Below are 19,497 nucleotides of genomic sequence, written 5' to 3' on the forward strand. Positions count from 1 at the left end.
GTCGGGCTGTGATGGGCAGCAACGGTGCAGAACGCCTTTTCCCGGGGCGTGTAGCGGTCAATCTTCGGGCGCGACGAGAAAATCCCTACATCTTCGCTGGAACATTTTGGCGCAGGGCAGGATAGAATCAGGCCACAAGTCCCGGCCTTGACGCTGGCCTGAGGCATTACCCTTTGACTGATTTCACTGAATCACTCTGATCGAATTGACGAGGATGGAAATGGAAGCCCCCGAGGTACTGGTACTGCAAGCGAGTTACACCAATCCTGTGCACGCGGATGCGATCGGGTTCGTTTTGAACGAGTATTCGATGGATGCCATGGGTGCAGGACGGCCTCTGTCGAACGACACCCGTCAGCAGTTGGCAATCGAACTCGCGAAGCGTCCGTATGCGTTCAGCGTTCTGGCATTCATTTCGGGAGAGCCGGTGGGGCTGGTCAACTGCTTCGAGGGGTTTTCAACCTTTGCGTGTCGTCCACTGGTCAACATTCATGACGTCGCGGTGCTCTCGCAATACCGTGGCCTCGGTATCAGCCAGAAAATGTTGCTCAAGGTCGAGGAGATTGCACGCCAGCGTGGCTGCTGCAAGCTGACGCTTGAGGTTCTGGAAGGCAATGAGGTCGCACAGGGTGCGTACAGAAAGCTCGGTTTCGACAACTATCAGTTGAGCCCTGAAACGGGGCGTGCCATGTTCTGGCAGAAGGCACTGTAGAGAGCCGAGTCGCCAGGGTGGCTTTTTTGATCGTTCAGGTGCAGGCCGAACGGGTCGGAAGACGGAACAGATGGCGGGGACCAACAGAAGGGCAGGTCAGGTGGGCAAGCCGGATTATCGGACTTGCCCTGAGGCGTTTTGAAGAATGATACAGTTGCGGTCAGGCTTGAAGCATCTTGCCGGGGGCGGATAACTGCGATTGCTGCAGCATCGAGCTCAAATGAGCCACTTTTTTCTGCAACTGCTCGCGCTCTTCTTTTAATGTGCGCAGTTCATCACGACGGATAGTGACGTACAGGGTTTGTGGTGCAAGTGCTGGTAGTACAGTGCCCATTGCTCACCTCGCAAATGGCGGATTCAACCTCAGAGAGGTCCGTGGCAATGACTTTCAATCCCTGACCGCCGCTGCTTACCCTCTCTATCGGCATCGATTTTGATTTCTTTTGCATGATTTTGGAACTTTTTTATTTTTAATTGTCGCGAATGTTTATTAATCGCGACAAAATGCACCACAGGGGGGCGCTCGCGTCTTCATCTTCTCCAAGGGAACCGACGTTCCGCCTCGCTTGACTAATCAGCATGCTCGCAACCGTCGATGCGCTGGACGGCAAACGAGGCACCTTTTTACGATTTAAGGAGCACCTTCATGCAACTTGGGATTATTGGACTGGGCCGTATGGGCGGCAACATCGCACGCCGTCTGATGCTGAATGGTCACTCGACTGTGGTGTACGACCGTGATGAAGCATCGCGCAACGCCCTGGCCAATGACGGTTCGACTGCGGTCGCAGACCTGAAGGAACTGGTCGGTGCGCTCGCCAGGCCCCGTGCTGTCTGGGTGATGCTCCCGGCCGGTGCGCCGACCGAAGAGACCATTCAGACCCTCAGCCAGTTGCTCGACGCCGATGACGTGATCATCGATGGCGGGAATACCTTCTACAAGGACGACATCCGGCGCGCTCAGGAATTGACTGAAAAGGGCCTGCATTACGTCGATGTCGGCACATCAGGCGGCGTCTGGGGTCTCGAACGTGGCTACTGCATGATGATCGGAGGCGAGGCCGCCGTTGTCGAGCGCCTCGATCCGCTGTTCGCGACATTGGCTCCGGGTCTTGGCTCGATCGAGCGCACCCGTGACCGCACCTCGACCGATGATCGCGCCGAACGTGGCTATATCCACTCCGGCCCTGCGGGTTCCGGGCATTTCGTGAAGATGATCCACAACGGCATCGAATACGGAATGATGCAGGCGTTCGCCGAAGGCTTCGATCTTCTCAAGCAGAAAAACTCCGAACTCCTGCCGCCTGAGCAGCGTTTCGACCTGAACACGGCGGATATTGCCGAAGTCTGGCGTCGTGGCAGTGTGGTGTCGTCCTGGCTGCTGGACCTGACCGCCGACGCCCTGGCCACCGACCCTCACCTGGATGCATTCTCCGGTTCGGTTGCCGACAGCGGTGAGGGTCGCTGGACCATCGAAGCGGCCATCGAGCAGGCGGTTCCGGTTCCTGTGCTGTCCAGCGCCCTGTTTGCGCGTTTCCGTTCCCGCCAGACAAGCTCGTACGCAGACAAGATGCTGTCCGCCATGCGCTTTGGATTTGGTGGCCACAAGGAACCCAAGTAATGGGCCTGTCGCGTGGCAGTGCCGAGCAAAAAACCGAGGTAGCCCCACCCACGACGCTGTTTCTGTTCGGTGCCCATGGCGACCTGGTCAAGCGCCTGTTGATGCCGGCGCTTTACAACCTGTCACGCGACGGTCTGGTGGATGAAGGGCTGCATATTGTCGGCGTCGATCACAATGCGATCAGCGATGCCGATTTTGCGAAAAAGCTCGAGAACTTCATTCGTGATGAAGCCGCCGGCAAGGTTGCCGGCGGCGGCAAGGATCCGCTCGATCCTGCGTTGTGGAGCAAGCTGGCCGAGCGCATCAGTTACGTGCAGGGCGACTTCCTCGACGATTCCACCTATCAGGACATCGCCAGCAAGATCGAGAGCACCGGCACCGCGAACGCGGTGTTCTATCTGGCCACCGCGCCGCGGTTTTTCAGTGAGGTCGCCCAGCGCCTGGGCTCGTCAGGTTTGCTGCAGGAAACCGAAGACGCGTTTCGTCGTGTCGTGATCGAAAAGCCGTTCGGCTCCGATCTGGCCAGTGCGGTCGAGCTCAATGGCTGCCTGCTCAAGGTCATGAGCGAGAAGCAGATTTACCGGATCGACCATTACCTGGGCAAGGAGACGGTGCAGAACATTCTGGTCAGCCGTTTCTCCAATGGCCTGTTCGAGTCGTTCTGGAACAATCACTACATCGATCACGTACAGATCACGGCGGCGGAAACCGTAGGCGTTGAAACCCGTGGCAGCTTTTACGAGCACACCGGTGCCTTGCGTGACATGGTGCCCAATCACCTGTTCCAGCTGCTGGCGATGGTGGCGATGGAGCCGCCTGCCGCTTTCGGTGCCGATGCCGTTCGCGGTGAGAAAGCCAAGGTGGTCGGCGCGATCCGGCCCTGGAGCCAGGAGGAAGCCCTGGCCAATTCGGTGCGTGGCCAGTACGCGAAGGGCGTGATGGGCGACAGGCAGGTCGTCGGTTATCGTCAGGAAGATCGCGTGGAGCCGGACAGCAGCACCGAGACCTACGTTGCACTGAAGGTCATGGTCGACAACTGGCGCTGGGTGGGTGTGCCGTTCTACCTGCGCACCGGCAAGCGTATGAGCGCACGCAGCACCGAAATCGCCATTTGCTTCAAGCCTGCTCCGTACGCGCAGTTCCGCGATACCGAGGTCGACCGGCTCAAGCCCAACTACCTGCGGATCCAGATCCAGCCTAACGAAGGCATGTGGTTCGACCTGTTTGCCAAGCGTCCAGGCCCGAAACTGGAGATGGAAGATATCGCGTTGGGCTTCGCCTACAAGGATTTCTTCGAGATGCAGCCCTCTACCGGGTACGAAACCCTCATTTATGACTGCCTGACCGGTGATCAGACGCTCTTCCAGCGTGCCGACAACATCGAGAACGGCTGGCGTGCCGTGCAGCCGTTCCTCGATGCCTGGGCCGCGCAGCCGCAAGTGCAGCTTTACGAGGCTGGCAAGGATGGCCCGCAAGCGGGTGAAGAGCTGCTGAGTCGTGACGGTCGGGAATGGAGAGAATTGAATGTCTGAACTGCCTGTACAGTTCCTGTTGTCCGACATCGACGGCACGTTACTGCGCCGTGATCACAGCCTTAGCCAAGCCAATATCGACGCCGTCAAGCGCCTGCGTAATGCCGGCGTTCACTTCACGCTGGCCAGCAGTCGGCCGCCCAGGGCCATGCGCCAGGTAATCGAAGCGTTGAGTGTGGATCTGCCCACCGTGGCGTTCAATGGCGGCACCATCACCCATCCTGATGGCAGCCTGCTGGTTGCTCATCGCATTGACCCGCGCGCCGTTCGCATTTGTCTGGAGTTGTTTGCCGGGCAGAACGTTGCCATCTGGGTGTTTGCCGATGATCAGTGGCTGCTGCTCGATCCTCACGCCGATTACGTCGATCATGAGCTCCGTGCACTGGGCTATGGCTATGTTCAGGTCGAGAGTTTCGAGCCGTATCTGGATCGCGTCGACAAGATCGTCGCGGCCAGCGCCGATTTCGAGTTGCTCAAGACCCTTGAGGCGCAGCTCAATCCGCAGATCGAAGGGCTCGCGCTGGCGGCCCGTTCGCAAAAATACTACCTGGATGTGACTGCGCTGGAGGCCAACAAGGGTTCCGCTCTGGTCGCGCTGGCGGACTATCTGGGCGTCGACCTGTCGCGTACGGCGGCCATAGGCGACGGCGGTAACGACGTGGCGATGTTTCACAAGGCAGGCTTGTCGATTGCGATGGGGCAGGGCGAGCAGACAGTCAAGGGACAGGCTGATCATGTTACTGATAGCAATGAGCAGGACGGAGTGGCCAACGCCATCGAGCGTTACATTCTGAGCGCCTGACCGAACGGTGTTCCCACGTTAACGAATCATCATCACGACGGGCATTTCTGAATGGCTGCACTGATCGAAGACTACGCATTGCTGGGCAACTGCGAGACGGCGGCGCTGGTCGCCCGTGATGGTTCGCTGGACTGGTTGTGTTTCCCCCGCTTCGACTCGACGGCCTGTTTCGCCGCGCTGCTGGGCGGTGATGAGCACGGCCGCTGGAAGATCGCGCCAACCGCCGAGGTTATCGCTGTCGAGCGTCGTTATCGCGACGGCACGCTGATTCTCGAAACGGTTTTCGAAACCCGTGACGGTCGCGCCATGCTGATCGATTTCATGCCCATGAAGACCTCCGGCCACGTGGTGCGCATGGTGGTCGGGCTGTCCGGTCGGGTCGAATTCGCTGTGGATCTCGCCATACGTTTCGATTATGGCAGCAGCGTGCCCTGGGTCGAGCGCAAGGATGCTCATACGCTGACAGCAGTCGCCGGGCCGGAAATGCTGGTTTTGCGCAGCCCCGTGGCCCTGCACCCACAGGATCATCACACGGCCAGCCGTTTTCACGTCGATGAAGGCGAGCGCAAGGTCTTCACGCTGGCCTATCAGGCATCCTTTGCGCCCTTGCTCGATCAGATCGATGCCGACCAGGCCTTGGACACCACCGCAGCCTATTGGCGCGAGTTTTCTGATCGCTGCCCTGACGTCGGGCCGTGGACGGCGCAGGTAAAGCGCTCGCTGATTACGCTGAAAGCCATGACCTATGCGCCTACTGGCGGCATCGTTGCGGCCGTGACCACCTCATTGCCCGAACAGTTGGGTGGCGAGCGCAATTGGGATTACCGCTATTGCTGGTTGCGCGACGCCACCATGACCCTTCTGGCGTTCATGAATCTGGGCTATTTCGAGGAAGCTCAGGCCTGGCGGGACTGGTTGCTGCGCTCGGTTGCCGGTAACCCGGAACAGATCCAGATCATGTACGGCGTAGGCGGCGAGCGGCGTCTGCAGGAATACGAGTTGCCCTGGCTGAGTGGCTACGAACACTCGCTGCCGGTGCGTGTCGGCAATGGTGCGGCGACGCAGGTTCAACTGGATGTCTATGGCGAAGTGGCCGATGCGATGATCCAGGCGCTGCGCGGCGGTATGGCGCAGCATCCGCGCAGCGTGGCGATTTCAAAGGTGGTCATGCCTTATCTGGAGAAGATCTGGCACCTGCCGGATGCGGGCATCTGGGAGATACGCTCCGAGCCGCGCCACTTTACTCATTCGAAAGTCATGGCCTGGGTGGCCTTTGACCGTAACGCTACGCAGATCGCCCAGGCTGCCGAGAGCGATGAGGATCGTGCGCTGGCGACGCATTACCGGAAGGTGGCGGACGAAATTCATGCCGATGTCTGTCGCCACGGTTTCGATGCCGAGCTTGGCAGCTTCGTGCAGACCTATGGCTCGACAGAGGTGGACGCGAGCCTGCTGCAGATTGTGCTGACCGGTTTTCTCGCGCCGGAAGACCCACGCGTTATCGGCACCGTCGCACAGATCGAGCGCACGCTGATGCAGGATGGTCTGCTGTTGCGTTACGACAACGAGCGCAGTGTCGATGGTGTTGCCGGTCGTGAAGGGACGTTTCTGGTCTGTTCGTTCTGGCTGGCCGATGCCTATGTCTTGCTCGGCCGGGCTGATGATGCCGCGCAGCTGTTCGAACGGTTGTGCGGTTTGTGCAATGACGTTGGCCTGCTGGCCGAGCAGTACGATCCGAAGGGTGGGCGCATGCTGGGCAATTTCCCTCAGGCGTTCAGCCACATCGGCATCATCAATACGGCACTCAACCTGCACCGGGCGGTATGTCCGGCGCTGGCCAGGACTTCCGGCGCGCTTGAAGAGGCCTGATCAGCTGTCGCGGCCAGCCTTGCGAAAGGTCAGGTTGATCCGTTGCTCACCCAGCTGCGGATGCTCGGCCTGCTTGATGGGCAAAATGCCGTGGAAGCGCAACCTGTCCTCGCCACCCCAGACCACCACGTCGCCATGAAACAGGGAGATGCGTTGAGTCTTGTCGCTGCGCAGCAGGCCGCCGAACTGAAAGATGGCCGGTATGCCCAGTGATACGGAGACCACTGGCCAGCGATGGTCGTATTCGTCTCGGTCCTGATGCAGGGACATCTTGGCGCCCGGAATATAGCGATTGATCAGGCAGGCGTCAGGCACGAACCCGGCATAGCCGGCTGCCAGTGCGGCATCCTGCGCCAGCTGCATGAATACGTCCGGCATCGTCGGCCAGGCCTGTCCTGTTTGTGGGTCGGTCGCGCTGTACCGGTAACCGTGGCGGTCGGTTATCCAGCCCAGTTGTCCGCAACTGCTCAGCGCTGCAGACATGCTCAGACCGCTGGGGGTCTGCATGTGCCGGAACGGGGAGAGGCCCAGTGTCTCTTCAAGGGCAGGCAGCAGCTGCGGCATGGCCGGCAGTGCAAAGCCTCTGAACAGCCATGACCCGCGCCCGATCCGCTCATCGCTGCGAGGCTGGGCCGTCTGGTCCGCGAACAGGTCCAGAGTGGCGGGAGTGTCACCTTTGCGTTGCATGATCGGATCGAGCTCCGGTAAGTATCAGAGAGCCTTGCTGACCTTGACCTCGGTAATAAGGTCGTTGCTCTCGCCGTGCATCTTCTTCAAGGCGGCCTCGGCTTCTTCGGTGGATGCCGATTGCAGCTGGGCGAATTCGAAGCGGCGTTCGCCATTGAGCTTGTAGCTGACAGCAAATTTGGTCGTGCGCGGGGCTGGATTGTTCACGGTGACTCCTTGCATCATCCCAGGCGAGAGGTCGAGCGCCGGACGATCTTGATCTTGTGAGTGAAGGGCAGTTTGCGTCCGGCATTGGTATCTGCCTTGCGCCCTGCGGTATCGATGGTGATGTTCCAGAAACCGGTGCTTGGCGCGGCGATCTTGGCCGGAAATCTGTCAAACGCACCGCCATGATAGGTGTGCCGACCACCATTTTTGAAACTGCGAAAATTCGCATCGTTCATCAGGCGAATATTGCAGGTCTGAGAGCATTCGATGACGACAAGATCGTCCTCGTTGAGATGCTCACGCTGGTGTACGAATTTCATGACGGGCTCCGAAATTGGGGTTTTTCTGAAAAATCAAAACGATAGCATGCGACGCCCGCAATTTGACGTCGGTGAGTATTAATTTGCCGTGTTTCCGGGAAAAAATGCCTCAGTCGGGATTTAATTGCGTTGAGGCTTGTCGTAGGACCTTTATTTGGAGGCTTTGTATGAAACTGGCTGCTGTAGTAGTCCTGGCTCTGGCAATCACTGGCTGTGCCACAGTGAACGACATTGAGCATACACCCCCCACCATGAACGTGATGTCGGGCAAGAATCCTCAGGAATACGCCGATTGCTTCGCTGGCAAGATCAGCAGCAGTCGCAAGCCGCCTCTGATCGAGCCTCGCCATGACGGCCTGCGGGTCATCGTCGCGCAGAAACTCAGCAAGTCACCCGCAGCAGTAGTGGATATCGAGAGCCGCTCGGGCGGAAGTACGATCAAGGTCTACGAACGACTTGCCAATGTGCCCATCCGTTTCAGGGATGTGCAGAACGCTGCCGAAGCGTGCATTTCAGGCTGATCGGTCAGGCTCGGTCAGCTGGCCCTGTCCGCGGTGGACAGGGCGGCAGACCTGATTACTTGCAGACCACCAGCACGCTGCGACTTTTGTAGTTGCCAACGTCCACGCCCAGCGTCTTGTCGCTTTCGGCAGGCTGTGGGGTGCCATCTGTGCCAACAATTTCATAACCCGTGCCTGCACAGGAAGCATCCGCTTTTTCGTAGCAGCTTGCCCAGGACATCGCCTCGCCGGAGCAGTCGATGCTCAAGCCCTGTTTGCCGTTTTTCAGGTAGGTGTTGGAGGCGGTTGCGCAGCCGGTAAGGCCCAGCACAGCAATAATGGACAAAATTCTGATCATGTTTTTCGCTTCGAGATAAGGCCAGGGAATTAACAAATGCGAGCGTTGGACTGGTAATAGGTGCCATCGTTCCGCCATGTTTTGCATCATAAACTGCCTGCTTCCCGCTTGTCGCCGCCTTGCCATTCACGAAGCCTGATGTAAATGCTGCAGCCGTCCGGAAAGGCATTCCGAGCCTGCTGTGCTGGCCCTGAGGGTCGTTTAATGGTGTTCTGCGCTGCATTTATGTACAGGCAATATCCAGAAAGTGCGGAACTATCTGTACGAGTATTCCTCTATCATGGCATCGGACGGCCAAAGGCAGCATTGTAAGGTGACTGCCTCATCATTAGACTGCGCCGTTAACACCAACAGCCCTTACCAAGGACTTTTATGATCAAGAAATGCTTGTTCCCAGCAGCCGGTTACGGCACTCGCTTCCTGCCAGCGACCAAGGCCATGCCCAAGGAAATGCTGCCGGTGGTCAACAAGCCACTGATCCAATACGGTGTTGAGGAAGCCCTCGCTGCAGGCCTGACCGAAATTTCCATCGTGACCGGTCGTGGCAAGCGCGCTCTTGAAGACCACTTCGACATCAGCTACGAGCTCGAGCACCAGATCAAGGGTACTGACAAGGAAAAGTACCTGGTCGGTATTCGAAAGCTGATCGACGAATGCAGCTTCTCGTACACCCGTCAGACCGAAATGAAGGGCCTGGGCCATGCGATTCTCAGCGGTCGCCCGCTGATCGGCAACGAAGCGTTCGCCGTGGTTCTGGCGGATGACCTGTGCGTCAACCCTGAGGGTGATGGCGTGCTGGCGCAGATGGTCAAGCTGCACAAGCATTATGGCTGCTCGATCATCGCCATCCAGGAAGTCGATCCGCAGGAAACCAACAAGTATGGCGTGATCGCTGGCGAAGAGATCAAGCCAGGCCTGTTCCGCGTGACCAACATGGTTGAAAAGCCGAAGCCTGAAGATGCGCCGTCCAATCTGGCGATCATCGGCCGCTACATCCTGACTCCGGACATCTTCGAGAAAATCGAGCAGACCGAGCCGGGCAAGGGCGGTGAAATTCAGATCACCGACGCCTTGATGAAGCAGGCTGCCGAAGGCAACGTACTCGCCTATAAGTTCAAGGGCGAGCGTTTTGACTGCGGTGGTGCGGAAGGTTACATCCAGGCTACCAACTTCTGCTTCGAGCACTTCTACAAGACCGGCAAAGCTCATTGATACCTGAATGACGATGCTGTGAAAACGCCACCTCCGGGTGGCTTTTTCATTTCTGAATAGCCGCCGTGCGGTTATGCTGTAACTCTGCCCAGGAGATAGCAATGGCCTTCGATTTTGATCTGTTTGTAATTGGCGCCGGTTCGGGCGGTGTCAGGGCAGCACGTTTTGCTGCCGGTTTTGGTGCGCGGGTAGCCGTGGCCGAAAGCCGTTATCTAGGTGGAACCTGCGTCAACGTGGGGTGCGTTCCCAAGAAGTTGCTGGTGTACGGAGCGCATTTTTCCGAGGATTTCGACCACGCCAAAGGATTTGGCTGGTCATTGGGCGAGGCCAGTTTTGACTGGTCCACGCTGATTGCCAACAAGGACAGTGAGATCACCCGCCTCAACGGCATCTATCGTAAATTGCTGGTCGACAGCGGCGTTACTCTGCTTGAAGGCCACGCAAAGATCGTCGGGCCGCAGCAGGTCGAAATCAACGGTCAGACCTACAGCGTCGAGCGCATTCTGATCGCCACCGGTGGCTGGCCGCAGGTGCCTGATGTGCCGGGACGCGAGCATGCCATTACGTCCAACGAGGCGTTTTACCTCAAGACGCTGCCAAAGCGCGTGGTGGTCGTGGGTGGTGGCTACATTGCCGTGGAGTTCGCTTCGATCTTCAATGGCCTGGGCGCCGATACCACGCTGGTCTACCGCCGCGAACTGTTTCTGCGTGGTTTTGATGGCGGTGTTCGTACCCATCTCCACGAAGAGCTGCTCAAGCGTGACATGACGATTCGCTTCAACAGCGATATCGAGCGCATCGACAAGCAGGCCGACGGCAGTCTGCTGTTGTCCATGAAAGGCGGCGGCACTCTCGAAACTGATTGCGTGTTCTACGCAACAGGGCGTCGGCCGATGCTCGACAACCTCGGTCTGGACAGTGTTGACGTCAAGCTGGACGAGCACGGTTACATCAAGGTCGATGAGCATTACCAGAGCAGCGAGCCTTCCATTCTGGCCATCGGCGACGTCATCGGAGGTGTGCAGCTGACCCCGGTCGCGCTGGCTGAAGGCATGGCGGTCGCGCGTCGACTGTTCAAGCCCGAGCAGTATCGCCCGGTAGACTACAATCACATCCCGACGGCGGTTTTCAGTCTGCCGAACATTGGTACGGTCGGTCTGACCGAAGAAGATGCAATCAAGGCCGGTCACGATGTGCAGATTTTCGAGAGCCGTTTCAGGCCAATGAAGCTGACCCTGACCGATGATCAGGAGCGCACATTGATGAAGCTGGTCGTCGATGCGAAAACCGACCGCGTGCTGGGCTGCCATATGGTGGGGCCGGATGCTGGCGAAATCGTCCAGAGCCTGGCCATTGCCATCAAGGCTGGCGCGACCAAGCAGGTATTCGACGATACTATCGGGGTGCACCCGACCGCAGCAGAAGAGTTCGTCACCATGCGCACGCCTGTCAAACGTTAAGTCACGCAGCGCCCGGAGTTCAGGAAGAGCTCCGGGGTAAAGGCTTGAAGAGGATGGATCCCGACGTGAATAGAGAACAACCACCGGCCAGAATGCCATTGCATTCGGCTGAGCAGGATCGCGAAGTCGCGCAGTACATCGACGCCTTGCGTGAAAGCGAGCGTCAGTTCAGGACATTGGCTGACAACATGAGCCAATTGGCCTGGACTGCCAGCCCCCGAGGGCAGGTCCACTGGTACAACGAGCGTTGGTATGCCTACACCGGTGCCTCGCTTGAGGCCATGACGGCCTTGGGCTGGCGCTCGGTTCTGCATCCTGAGCATCGCGAGCGGGTGATGGCGCGTTTGCAATACTGCTTTTCCACCGGTTCGATCTGGGAAGATACCTTCCCGATCCGTGGCAAGGACGGTGCGTTCAACTGGTTCCTGTCGCGCGCGTTACCCCTGCGCGATGCGCGGGGCCACATCACCCACTGGCTGGGTACTCACACCGATATCACCGCTCAGGTCAATGCAGAAGAGGCGTTGCGCGAACTCAACGAGAGTCTTGAGTTACGCGTCGCCGAGCGTACGCGTGAGCTGGAAACCGCCAATAAGTTGCTGCAGGCCGAAATTGCCGAGCGGGCGATGGCTGAGGAGGCCTTGCGTCATGCGCAGAAGATGGATGCGATCGGTCAGTTGACCGGGGGCATCGCCCATGACTTCAACAATGTACTTTCCGGCGTGATTGGCGCACTGGACATGATCAGGCTGCGTGTAGCGGCCGGGCGGATCGGTGAGGTCGCGCGCTACCTGGATGCGGCAGCGAGCTCGGCGAACCGTGCTGCCGCGCTGACCCGCAGGCTGCTGACATTTGCCCGCCGGCAGTCGCTCAACGTCACTGTAGTGGACGTCAATTGCATGGTCCGCTCCATGGAGGAGCTGTTGCGAGGCACGGTCGGCGCTCATGCGCATCTGGAGATCGAGCTGGAGGAGGGGTTGAGCGCGGTGCGCACCGATGAGCACCAGCTGGAAAATGCCTTGTTGAATCTGGTCATCAACGCTCGCGATGCTGTGCCTGTCGGAGGGAGGCTGTGCGTGCGCAGTCGCTCGTTAACACTGGCGGCGCAAAAAGAGGGTTTGCTGCCTGGCGACTACATACAGCTCAGTGTTGAAGATAACGGCTGTGGCATTGCTCAGGACGTTATCGACCAGGTGTTCGACCCGTTTTTCACCACCAAACCGGTAGGTCAGGGCACCGGGCTGGGTTTGTCGATGGTCTACGGCTTTACCCGGCAGAGTGGCGGGCACGTGCATATAGAAAGCACTGAAGGTCAGGGCACCCGGGTTCATTTGCAGCTGCCATGCGGCAAGGCTGCGGTTGCCTGAAGCTTCTGGTCATGGCTTGTCCGCTGGCTTCTTTCTGGTGGCTTTAGGCTTGTCCGGCTGATCGAGCCTGATCTGCAGGTTCTCCAGTGCTGCTTCCTTCTTGGTCAGCAACAGTTCCAGCATGCGGCTCTGCTGCTGCGCATCGGTCATGCCTTGTTTGAGCGCGGCGTTTTCGTCCTGCGCGCCGCGTAACCGTTCTTCCAGCAGGGCGCATTGGGTGCGGGCGTGCTGCTGTTGTTCTGCGAAGGCAGCATTCTGTGTGTTGGCCTGCTTCAGCTGGTCGGTCTGGCTGTGCAGTTCGCGCAGGGTGTTGCGATTTTCAGCCAGCAGTCTTTCGTTGTCTCGATTGAGCTGTGTGATGTTTTCCTGGTGCATGGCAAGGCCTTGTTGTGCCTGTCGCAGTTCCATTTGCAACTGCTGAACCTGACCTTCGTGGCGTCGCTGCTCCTGCTCGCGTTGTTCCTTGATCGCGTTGCGATAGTGCTCCAGCGCGTCGCGGGCATGCTGGTGCTTTTCTTCCAGGGAGTGGATCTGCCCGTCCTTGTCGTGCAGGCGAGCCTCCAGGTCCTGATTGGCCTGAAGCAGTCTGGCGTGTTCTGTCTGTACATCCTGCAGTGTGCGTTGCGTGTGGAGCAGGGCGGCAGCCTGCTGTTCCAGTGCCTCTTCACGCTGCTGTGCGTGCCGATCCAGTTGACCGATCTGCTCCTGAGTGGCCGCAAGTTGCCGCTGGAGGGTGTCGCGTTCGGCCTGGTGCTGATCGTGCGCCTGATCAATACGCTCTTGCGCCTGTTCCTGAAGCCTCTGGGCGAGATGCGCGACTAGGTCGCTCAATTCCTCATTGATATCCGGTGCCGGGGCTTGCGTGGATTCAAGCTCCTTCAGATAGCGGTGGATGGTGGTTTTCGAGCCCGTATTACCCATTTCGATACGTACCGCATCGATGCTGGGGTTTTCGCCTCGGGACAGCAGCGATGCTCTCGCTTTCTGCACTAAGGCCTTGTTTACACCGCCGCGGGCCATGCTCTCTCCTACGATTTCGTACTGTGGTATGTACTCTGTAATTACATACTATATATTTTGAGATAATTAGCTATTTTTTGAATTAATTAACACGGGATATTGGCGTATTATCCCGTGTCAGGCGCTGTCAGCTCCCTTTGACGCGTCGCTACCGGTACACCCGAGCAGGTTTGAGCCATGAATGACGTTGATCGCTATATCGAGGCGGCGACCCGCGACAACACGCGCCGCAGCTATCGGGCTGCCATCGAGCATTTCGAGGTGACATGGGGCGGCTTTCTGCCGGCGACCAGCGAAAGCGTGGCGCGTTACCTGGCCAGCCACGCGGGAACGCTGTCGGTCAATACCCTGAAGCTGCGCTTGTCAGCGCTGGCCCAGTGGCATGTCAGCCAGGGTTTTGTCGATCCCACCAAGGCACCGATGGTGCGCAAGGTCATCAAGGGCATTCGTGCGCTGCATCCTGCGCAGGAAAAGCAGGCCGAGCCATTGCAGCTACAGGATCTGGAAAAAGTCATCGCCTGGCTGGAGATCGAGATACACGAGGCGAAGGCGCAACACGACCAGCCGCGTCTGTTACGCGGTCGACGTGATTCGGCGTTGATCCTGCTGGGGTTCTGGCGCGGGTTTCGCAGCGACGAGCTTTGCCGCCTGCAAATACAGGACGTCAAGGCCATCGCCGACTCGGGAATCAGCCTTTATCTGCCGCGCAGCAAGGGTGATCGCGACAACCTGGGCCGGACCTATCAGACCCCCGCGTTGCAGCGGCTGTGCCCGGTGCAGGCCTATATAGAGTGGATCAACTGTGCCGCGCTAGTGCGCGGGCCGGTGTTTCGGGCCGTGGACCGCTGGGGTAATCTAAGCGAGGAGGGGTTGCACGCCAACAGCGTCATCCCGTTGCTGCGTCAGGCCCTCCAGCGTGCAGGCATCGCCGCCGAGCACTACACCAGCCACTCGCTGCGCCGTGGCTTCGCCAGTTGGGCGCACAGCAACGGCTGGGACCTCAAGTCACTGATGTCCTATGTAGGCTGGAGGGACATCAAGTCGGCGATGCGCTACATTGATGCCGCTCCGTTCCTGAGCCCATCGGAGGCGGGGAGCGGTCCGAAGGTTTCTTCTATCAATAAGCTGCCTTCATAGTGAAAAGCAATCAGTGACATCAGGTTTGCCAATGAGCGATTGTCATCGATCATGCGTAAGCTTCACTTCATCGAATTCACAACCCATCCAACCCATCAGGAGATATACCGATGCCTATCATCAACAGCCAAGTAAAACCGTTCAAGGCTACCGCATTCAAGAACGGCGCTTTCGTTGACGTCTCGGACGCGGACTTCAAAGGCAAGTGGTCTGTCGTATTCTTCTACCCGGCCGACTTCACCTTCGTATGCCCGACCGAGCTGGAAGACCTGGCTGACAACTACGAAGAGTTCAAGAAGCTGGGCGTTGAGATCTACAGCGTTTCGACTGACACCCACTTCGCCCACGCTGCATGGCACAACACCTCGCCAGCGATCGGCAAGATCCAGTACACCATGATCGGTGACCCGACCCTGACCATCTCCCGCAACTTCGACGTGCTGATCGAAGAAGCCGGTCTGGCAGATCGCGGTACTTTCGTGATCAACCCTGAAGGTCAGATCAAAATCGTCGAGCTGAACGACGGCGGTGTTGGCCGTGACGCTTCCGAGCTGCTGCGCAAGATCAAGGCTGCTCAGTACGTTGCCGCTCACCCGGGCGAAGTCTGCCCAGCCAAGTGGAAAGAAGGCGAAGCTACTCTGGCTCCGTCCCTGGACTTGGTTGGCAAGATCTGAGTCGCATGAATCGGCTAGGGGCGTTGAGCTCTTGAGCAAGTAAACCACATCGCCCCAAAAAACGCCCGGGCGGTCATCGCCTGGGCGTTGTTATTTCTACCCTTTGTAAACAGGAAGCCGCCACATGTTGGACGCCAATCTTAAAGCCCAGTTGAAATCCTATCTGGAGCGGGTTACTCGCCCCATCGAGATCGTCGCGTCCCTTGATGACGGCGCGAAGTCCCAGGAAATGCTTGCACTGCTCAATGATGTGATCAGCGTTTCCAAGGACGTCACCCTGAATGACAGCGGCACCGACGCACGTACTCCGTCGTTTTCGCTGAGCAGCCCAGGCCACGATATCAGCCTGCGTTTTGCCGGTATCCCCATGGGTCACGAATTCACCTCGCTGGTCCTGGCGCTGCTGCAAGTCGGCGGCTATCCACCCAAGGTCAGTGCGGAAACCATCGAACAGGTTCGCGCGCTTGAGGGCGAATTCCATTTCGAAACCTATTTCTCGCAGTCCTGCCAGAACTGCCCGGACGTTGTCCAGGCACTGAATCTGATGGCAGTACTGAACCCTGGTATCAAGCACGTCGCTATCGACGGTGCGCTGTTCCAGGACGAAGTCACCGATCGCAAGATCATGTCCGTACCGAGCATCTATCTGAACGGTGAATTGTTCGGCCAGGGCCGCATGGGCCTGGAAGAGATTCTGGCCAAAATCGACACCGGTGCCGGTGCGCGTCAGGCGGAAAAACTCAACGCCAAGCAGGCTTTCGATGTGCTGGTCGTGGGCGGTGGCCCCGCGGGCTCTGCGGCGGCGGTCTACGCTGCCCGCAAAGGCATCCGCACCGGTGTTGCCGCCGAGCGTTTCGGTGGTCAGGTACTGGACACCATGGCCATCGAGAACTTCATCTCGGTACAGCATACCGAGGGGCCGAAACTGGCCGTGGCGCTTGAAGAGCACGTCAAGCAGTACGAAGTCGACATCATGAACCTGCAACGCGCCGACAAGCTGATTCCTGGCGCAGCCGGCGAGTTGCATGAAGTGAAGTTTGCCAGCGGTGCCAGCCTCAAGGCCAAGACGTTGATCCTTGCCACCGGCGCACGCTGGAGGGAGATGAACGTGCCGGGCGAGCAGCAGTACCGTAACAAGGGCGTGGCTTATTGCCCGCACTGCGACGGTCCGTTGTTCAAAGGCAAGCGCGTCGCCGTTATCGGTGGTGGTAACTCGGGTGTCGAGGCTGCAATCGACCTGGCAGGTATCGTGTCCCATGTGACACTGCTGGAGTTCGACGTGCAGTTGCGTGCCGACGCGGTGCTGCAGCGCAAGCTGCACAGCCTGCCGAACGTGACCGTGATCACCAGTGCGCAAACCACTGAAGTGACGGGTGATGAGCAGAAGGTCAACGGCCTGCGCTACAAGAACCGCACCACAGGCGAAGAGATCACCGTGCCGCTCGAAGGTATCTTCGTGCAGATCGGTCTGCTGCCCAACAGCGAATGGCTCAAAGGTGCCATCGAGCTGTCGCCGCGTGGCGAGATCGTGGTCGATTCTCGTGGAGAAACTTCGGTGCCGGGTATCTTCGCTGCCGGTGACGTGACAGTCGCCCCGTACAAGCAGATCATCATCGCCCTGGGCGAAGGTGCCAAGGCCTCCCTGAGCGCCTTTGACCACCTGATCCGTACCTCCGCACCGGCTTGATCGGACAGCGGTAAACAAAAAGCCCCGTGAGCGATCACGGGGCTTTTTGTTTTTCAGGCTGATCGCTCCTCGCCGGAGCGATCACCGCCAGTCTCAGAGCGGTGTAGGCTGGATGATCTCTACCCAGTAGCCATCCGGGTCCTTGATAAAGGCCAGGCTGTTCATGCGGCCGTCGGACAAGCGCTTCTGGAAGTCGACGCCGAGGCTTTCGAATCGCTCGCAGGCGACTTTCACGTCAGGCACCGACACGCAGATATGGCCAAAGCCGCGCGGGTCGCTGTTGCCGTTGTGGTACGACGCTGTGGCATCGCTTTCGGTGCCGTGGTTATGGGTCAGCTCTAGAATGCCGGGGATCGACTTCATCCATTCGTTGCGCGCAGCGTCGTCTTCCGGGATCTGCGCCTTGTCGACCAGCGCCAGGAAGTACAGGCTGAATTCGGCTTCCGGGAAGTCTCGTTTTTCGACCAGGCTGAAGCCCAGTACACGGGTGTAGAAGTCCAGCGATTTGGTGATGTCCTTGACGCGCAGCATGGTGTGGTTGAACACAAACTGCCGGGTGGCCGCTTCAGGATTGGCTGTGACGCCCGGTAGGGTGTTGAGTTCGTGCAAGCTCATCAATGTGTCTCCAACAGAATGTACAAATAATGCCAAATGATACGGGGCAGGGCGAGCAGTGCCAAACCCGGCTTGGATAACGTCGCGTCGGCCTTGCTCGATGCCGACAACAGGCTCAGAATTTCCGGTCAACCGTTCTGGCGACCCGATCATGATCCTTTCGCACTACCGACGCTCCGTGCCAAGCCTGTGCCTGTTCCTGCTGCTGGGCACTGCCCAGGTCCATGCCGCCGATGCGATGATCGTCTGGCCCGCAGGCTGGGAGGTCGAGTCGTTACCGACCGAGTCGGGCGAGCCCGTTCAACCTTCCGTGCAGGTCAGACAGCGCGCGGTTAAAAACGATCAAAGTGGAAATCCGCTGATGGTCATGGAGCTCACCCAGACGCGCCTGACGCCGGGGCATGAGGTCAACGTCCAGGGCGTTCTGCTGGAAATGCGCAAGTCGGTTCAGGTCAATTTTGCCCGCAGCGGATTGCAGAGCGCCTGCACGCATGTCCGCGAAAGCCGGCTCAGCGTGGTGCCCGCGCTCGAAACCACCTGCACCATTACCCAGAACGGTGTGCACGTGCTGACCCAGACACTGGTCGCGGCCGCCAGCAAGGATCTGGCCTGGTCGTTGTCTTATGCGGGATCGGCAGACGGCTATGCGAGCAACAAGGATGAGGCACTGCGTATTCGCGAGAGTCTGCGTCTGGACATTAGGCAGTGACATCTGCCTTTTCGCAGGCAAAAAGAAGCCCGCCGAGGCGGGCATGGGGCGCTATTCCTTTAGCGGTCTTCATCATCCGAGAGTCCATGTGAAAAAAGTGTGAAGCTGCGCTGGGCTGCGCATTCGATGCTGTTCAGCGCACCGAATCATTGAGAAACAAATAGTGCTGTATCTCATCATGCTGTCGACCTGAATAATTACTCTACACACTTCAGCAACTGTTCAGGTTTGTAACTGTGTGCTGAATCGCATAATCCGGATTTATTGGCGTCATTATTCCCGCGGCATTTACCCGGTGCATTGAAGTATACGAACCGGACAGTTCACCTAATCATGTATATGAATTCCCGGCGCGGACCGGCAGGCACTGTGTGATGACGCCTGAGCGCAGCGCTGCAATGCGCAGGTGTTCATCTGCAGTGCCGGAGATAAAAAAGCCCTGCACGTGCAGGGCTTCAAGTGACAACTTGCAATCAGGCACGCAGCCATGAATCAACAGTGTCTACACCGTATTGCTCTTTCCACGCCTTGAGGCCGCGATGGTTGCCGCCCTTGGTTTCAATCAGCTCGCCGGTGTGCGGGTTCTGGTACACCTTGACCACGCGTGCACGGCGACGCTTGGGCCCTGCGGGTGCAACCAGCGAGGTGGCACTCGAAGGGTCAAGGATTGCGATGATGTCACGCAGGCTTTTGCCGTAGGTGCCCATCAGGTCCTGGAGCTTTTGCTCGAATTCGATCTCCTTCTTCAATCCGGCGTCATTCTTCAACGATTCCAGCTGTGCAAGCTGTTCCTGAAGGGCTTTCTCTGCTGCTCGAAACTCGGCAAGTCTGGACAATTAATATACTCCAACAATGTAATGGCTGTTGTCAGCCCTATAAAGCGATGAGACAAAACTGATGGGTCGATTCGCTCACTCGAGGGTGCCCGATACCTGCGGTTTCTATGCTGAAACTTGGCCTTTGCGGCTTGTCGTTGTGCAGATAGAGGGTATTTATAACTCAGTCGCC

21 protein-coding genes are annotated in these 19,497 nt (G+C 58.4%); 13 read left to right on the forward strand and 8 right to left on the reverse strand.

The window, feature by feature from the left end; translation table 11 throughout:
* The first annotated feature begins 220 nt into the window (after positions 1 to 220).
* A complete protein-coding gene (locus KBY08_RS14470) occupies positions 221 to 712 on the forward strand; it encodes a GNAT family N-acetyltransferase (protein ID WP_003400653.1) in 492 nt (163 codons plus the stop codon).
* Positions 713 to 872: 160 nt separating this feature from the next.
* Here the strand turns inward: KBY08_RS14470 and KBY08_RS14475 are convergent, their stop codons facing one another.
* Entirely contained in the window at positions 873 to 1,046 is a 174-nt protein-coding gene (locus KBY08_RS14475; RefSeq protein WP_003400675.1) for a DUF6026 family protein, read from the reverse strand.
* Between the two features lie 261 nt (positions 1,047 to 1,307).
* Between KBY08_RS14475 and gnd the strand changes: the two genes are divergently transcribed.
* Genes gnd through KBY08_RS14495 form a run of 4 tightly spaced genes read left to right on the forward strand, consistent with a single transcriptional unit; the run spans position 1,308 to position 6,536 of the window.
* Positions 1,308 to 2,333: a phosphogluconate dehydrogenase (NAD(+)-dependent, decarboxylating) gene (gene gnd / locus KBY08_RS14480; protein ID WP_412548560.1), complete on the forward strand. Its 1,026-nt coding sequence runs from the start codon at positions 1,308 to 1,310 to the stop codon at positions 2,331 to 2,333.
* A complete protein-coding gene (gene zwf, locus KBY08_RS14485; protein WP_024641511.1) occupies positions 2,333 to 3,865 on the forward strand; it encodes a glucose-6-phosphate dehydrogenase in 1,533 nt (510 codons plus the stop codon). Before gnd ends, zwf begins: the two co-directional genes overlap by 1 nt.
* The gene (locus tag KBY08_RS14490) at positions 3,858 to 4,667 is read left to right on the forward strand and encodes a Cof-type HAD-IIB family hydrolase (RefSeq protein WP_011268135.1); all 810 of its coding nucleotides are present in this window, start codon (positions 3,858 to 3,860) and stop codon (positions 4,665 to 4,667) included. Before zwf ends, KBY08_RS14490 begins: the two co-directional genes overlap by 8 nt.
* 51 nt (positions 4,668 to 4,718) lie before the next feature.
* On the forward strand, positions 4,719 to 6,536 hold the full coding sequence (locus tag KBY08_RS14495) for a glycoside hydrolase family 15 protein (protein WP_111522303.1): 1,818 nt from the start codon (positions 4,719 to 4,721) through the stop codon (positions 6,534 to 6,536).
* Here KBY08_RS14495 and alkB read toward each other — a convergent pair whose 3' ends face one another.
* Genes alkB through KBY08_RS14510 form a run of 3 tightly spaced genes read right to left on the reverse strand, consistent with a single transcriptional unit; the run spans position 6,537 to position 7,750 of the window.
* Positions 6,537 to 7,223: a DNA oxidative demethylase AlkB gene (gene alkB, locus KBY08_RS14500; RefSeq protein WP_111522302.1), complete on the reverse strand. Its 687-nt coding sequence runs from the start codon at positions 7,221 to 7,223 to the stop codon at positions 6,537 to 6,539.
* Between the two features lie 24 nt (positions 7,224 to 7,247).
* A complete protein-coding gene (locus KBY08_RS14505) occupies positions 7,248 to 7,430 on the reverse strand; it encodes a hypothetical protein (protein ID WP_003400691.1) in 183 nt (60 codons plus the stop codon).
* 14 nt (positions 7,431 to 7,444) lie between these two features.
* On the reverse strand, positions 7,445 to 7,750 hold the full coding sequence (locus KBY08_RS14510; RefSeq protein ID WP_003364463.1) for a DUF1883 domain-containing protein: 306 nt from the start codon (positions 7,748 to 7,750) through the stop codon (positions 7,445 to 7,447).
* 167 nt (positions 7,751 to 7,917) lie between these two features.
* Between KBY08_RS14510 and KBY08_RS14515 the strand changes: the two genes are divergently transcribed.
* Positions 7,918 to 8,271, forward strand: a complete 354-nt coding sequence (locus tag KBY08_RS14515) for a hypothetical protein (RefSeq protein ID WP_003400692.1) — start codon at positions 7,918 to 7,920, stop codon at positions 8,269 to 8,271.
* A 55-nt stretch (positions 8,272 to 8,326) separates the two neighbouring features.
* On the opposite strand, the gene KBY08_RS14520 is transcribed toward KBY08_RS14515, so the two are convergent.
* Positions 8,327 to 8,608, reverse strand: a complete 282-nt coding sequence (locus tag KBY08_RS14520; protein WP_003400694.1) for a hypothetical protein — start codon at positions 8,606 to 8,608, stop codon at positions 8,327 to 8,329.
* A gap of 372 nt (positions 8,609 to 8,980) precedes the next feature.
* Between KBY08_RS14520 and galU the strand changes: the two genes are divergently transcribed.
* The 3 genes from galU (at position 8,981) to KBY08_RS14535 (ending at position 12,647) form a co-directional block, all read left to right on the forward strand.
* The gene (galU, locus tag KBY08_RS14525; protein ID WP_003364457.1) at positions 8,981 to 9,820 is read left to right on the forward strand and encodes a UTP--glucose-1-phosphate uridylyltransferase GalU; all 840 of its coding nucleotides are present in this window, start codon (positions 8,981 to 8,983) and stop codon (positions 9,818 to 9,820) included.
* Between the two features lie 101 nt (positions 9,821 to 9,921).
* The gene (gorA, locus tag KBY08_RS14530) at positions 9,922 to 11,280 is read left to right on the forward strand and encodes a glutathione-disulfide reductase (RefSeq protein WP_054091940.1); all 1,359 of its coding nucleotides are present in this window, start codon (positions 9,922 to 9,924) and stop codon (positions 11,278 to 11,280) included.
* Between the two features lie 92 nt (positions 11,281 to 11,372).
* Entirely contained in the window at positions 11,373 to 12,647 is a 1,275-nt protein-coding gene (locus KBY08_RS14535; RefSeq protein WP_011268130.1) for a PAS domain-containing sensor histidine kinase, read from the forward strand.
* A 9-nt stretch (positions 12,648 to 12,656) separates the two neighbouring features.
* Here KBY08_RS14535 and KBY08_RS14540 read toward each other — a convergent pair whose 3' ends face one another.
* Positions 12,657 to 13,667 (reverse strand): DNA-binding protein, encoded by a 1,011-nt coding sequence (locus tag KBY08_RS14540; protein WP_058821899.1) that lies wholly within the window; start codon positions 13,665 to 13,667, stop codon positions 12,657 to 12,659.
* Between the two features lie 177 nt (positions 13,668 to 13,844).
* Here KBY08_RS14540 and KBY08_RS14545 point away from each other — a divergent pair, with 177 nt between their 5' ends.
* From KBY08_RS14545 to ahpF, 3 genes are all read left to right on the forward strand, one after another.
* Positions 13,845 to 14,804: a site-specific integrase gene (locus KBY08_RS14545; RefSeq protein WP_011268128.1), complete on the forward strand. Its 960-nt coding sequence runs from the start codon at positions 13,845 to 13,847 to the stop codon at positions 14,802 to 14,804.
* 110 nt (positions 14,805 to 14,914) lie between these two features.
* Positions 14,915 to 15,478, forward strand: coding sequence for an alkyl hydroperoxide reductase subunit C (gene ahpC / locus KBY08_RS14550; protein ID WP_002553298.1), 564 nt, complete (start codon positions 14,915 to 14,917; stop codon positions 15,476 to 15,478).
* Positions 15,479 to 15,602: 124 nt separating this feature from the next.
* A complete protein-coding gene (ahpF, locus tag KBY08_RS14555; RefSeq protein ID WP_003315309.1) occupies positions 15,603 to 17,165 on the forward strand; it encodes an alkyl hydroperoxide reductase subunit F in 1,563 nt (520 codons plus the stop codon).
* A 93-nt stretch (positions 17,166 to 17,258) separates the two neighbouring features.
* Here the strand turns inward: ahpF and gloA are convergent, their stop codons facing one another.
* Complete coding sequence (gloA, locus tag KBY08_RS14560) at positions 17,259 to 17,780, reverse strand: lactoylglutathione lyase (RefSeq protein ID WP_003315308.1); 522 nt, start codon at positions 17,778 to 17,780, stop codon at positions 17,259 to 17,261.
* Positions 17,781 to 17,880: 100 nt separating this feature from the next.
* On the opposite strand from gloA, the gene KBY08_RS14565 reads away from it, so the two are divergent.
* Positions 17,881 to 18,489 carry a DUF4946 domain-containing protein gene (locus tag KBY08_RS14565; protein WP_060401079.1) on the forward strand — a complete coding sequence of 203 codons (609 nt, stop codon included), beginning with the start codon at positions 17,881 to 17,883 and terminating at the stop codon, positions 18,487 to 18,489.
* A gap of 473 nt (positions 18,490 to 18,962) precedes the next feature.
* Here KBY08_RS14565 and KBY08_RS14570 read toward each other — a convergent pair whose 3' ends face one another.
* On the reverse strand, positions 18,963 to 19,325 hold the full coding sequence (locus KBY08_RS14570) for a histone-like nucleoid-structuring protein, MvaT/MvaU family (protein ID WP_002553302.1): 363 nt from the start codon (positions 19,323 to 19,325) through the stop codon (positions 18,963 to 18,965).
* Between the last annotated feature and the right edge of the window lie 172 nt (positions 19,326 to 19,497).

Origin of the sequence: Pseudomonas sp. P135 (genome assembly GCF_020312125.1) — a bacterium.
Classification (GTDB): Bacteria; Pseudomonadota; Gammaproteobacteria; order Pseudomonadales; family Pseudomonadaceae; genus Aquipseudomonas; species Aquipseudomonas fragariae.

Bases quoted from the DNA above. Each gene is read 5' to 3' on its own strand.
- KBY08_RS14470 (WP_003400653.1), top strand. From the start codon at position 221: ATGGAAGCCCCCGAGGTACTGGTACTGCAAGCGAGTTACACCAATCCT.
- KBY08_RS14475 (WP_003400675.1), bottom strand. From the start codon at position 1,046: ATGGGCACTGTACTACCAGCACTTGCACCACAAACCCTGTACGTCACT.
- gnd (WP_412548560.1), top strand. From the start codon at position 1,308: ATGCGCTGGACGGCAAACGAGGCACCTTTTTACGATTTAAGGAGCACC.
- zwf (WP_024641511.1), top strand. From the start codon at position 2,333: ATGGGCCTGTCGCGTGGCAGTGCCGAGCAAAAAACCGAGGTAGCCCCA.
- KBY08_RS14490 (WP_011268135.1), top strand. From the start codon at position 3,858: ATGTCTGAACTGCCTGTACAGTTCCTGTTGTCCGACATCGACGGCACG.
- KBY08_RS14495 (WP_111522303.1), top strand. From the start codon at position 4,719: ATGGCTGCACTGATCGAAGACTACGCATTGCTGGGCAACTGCGAGACG.
- alkB (WP_111522302.1), bottom strand. From the start codon at position 7,223: ATGCAACGCAAAGGTGACACTCCCGCCACTCTGGACCTGTTCGCGGAC.
- KBY08_RS14510 (WP_003364463.1), bottom strand. From the start codon at position 7,750: ATGAAATTCGTACACCAGCGTGAGCATCTCAACGAGGACGATCTTGTC.
- KBY08_RS14515 (WP_003400692.1), top strand. From the start codon at position 7,918: ATGAAACTGGCTGCTGTAGTAGTCCTGGCTCTGGCAATCACTGGCTGT.
- KBY08_RS14520 (WP_003400694.1), bottom strand. From the start codon at position 8,608: ATGATCAGAATTTTGTCCATTATTGCTGTGCTGGGCCTTACCGGCTGC.
- galU (WP_003364457.1), top strand. From the start codon at position 8,981: ATGATCAAGAAATGCTTGTTCCCAGCAGCCGGTTACGGCACTCGCTTC.
- gorA (WP_054091940.1), top strand. From the start codon at position 9,922: ATGGCCTTCGATTTTGATCTGTTTGTAATTGGCGCCGGTTCGGGCGGT.
- KBY08_RS14535 (WP_011268130.1), top strand. From the start codon at position 11,373: ATGCCATTGCATTCGGCTGAGCAGGATCGCGAAGTCGCGCAGTACATC.
- KBY08_RS14540 (WP_058821899.1), bottom strand. From the start codon at position 13,667: ATGGCCCGCGGCGGTGTAAACAAGGCCTTAGTGCAGAAAGCGAGAGCA.
- KBY08_RS14545 (WP_011268128.1), top strand. From the start codon at position 13,845: ATGAATGACGTTGATCGCTATATCGAGGCGGCGACCCGCGACAACACG.
- ahpC (WP_002553298.1), top strand. From the start codon at position 14,915: ATGCCTATCATCAACAGCCAAGTAAAACCGTTCAAGGCTACCGCATTC.
- ahpF (WP_003315309.1), top strand. From the start codon at position 15,603: ATGTTGGACGCCAATCTTAAAGCCCAGTTGAAATCCTATCTGGAGCGG.
- gloA (WP_003315308.1), bottom strand. From the start codon at position 17,780: ATGAGCTTGCACGAACTCAACACCCTACCGGGCGTCACAGCCAATCCT.
- KBY08_RS14565 (WP_060401079.1), top strand. From the start codon at position 17,881: ATGCCGACAACAGGCTCAGAATTTCCGGTCAACCGTTCTGGCGACCCG.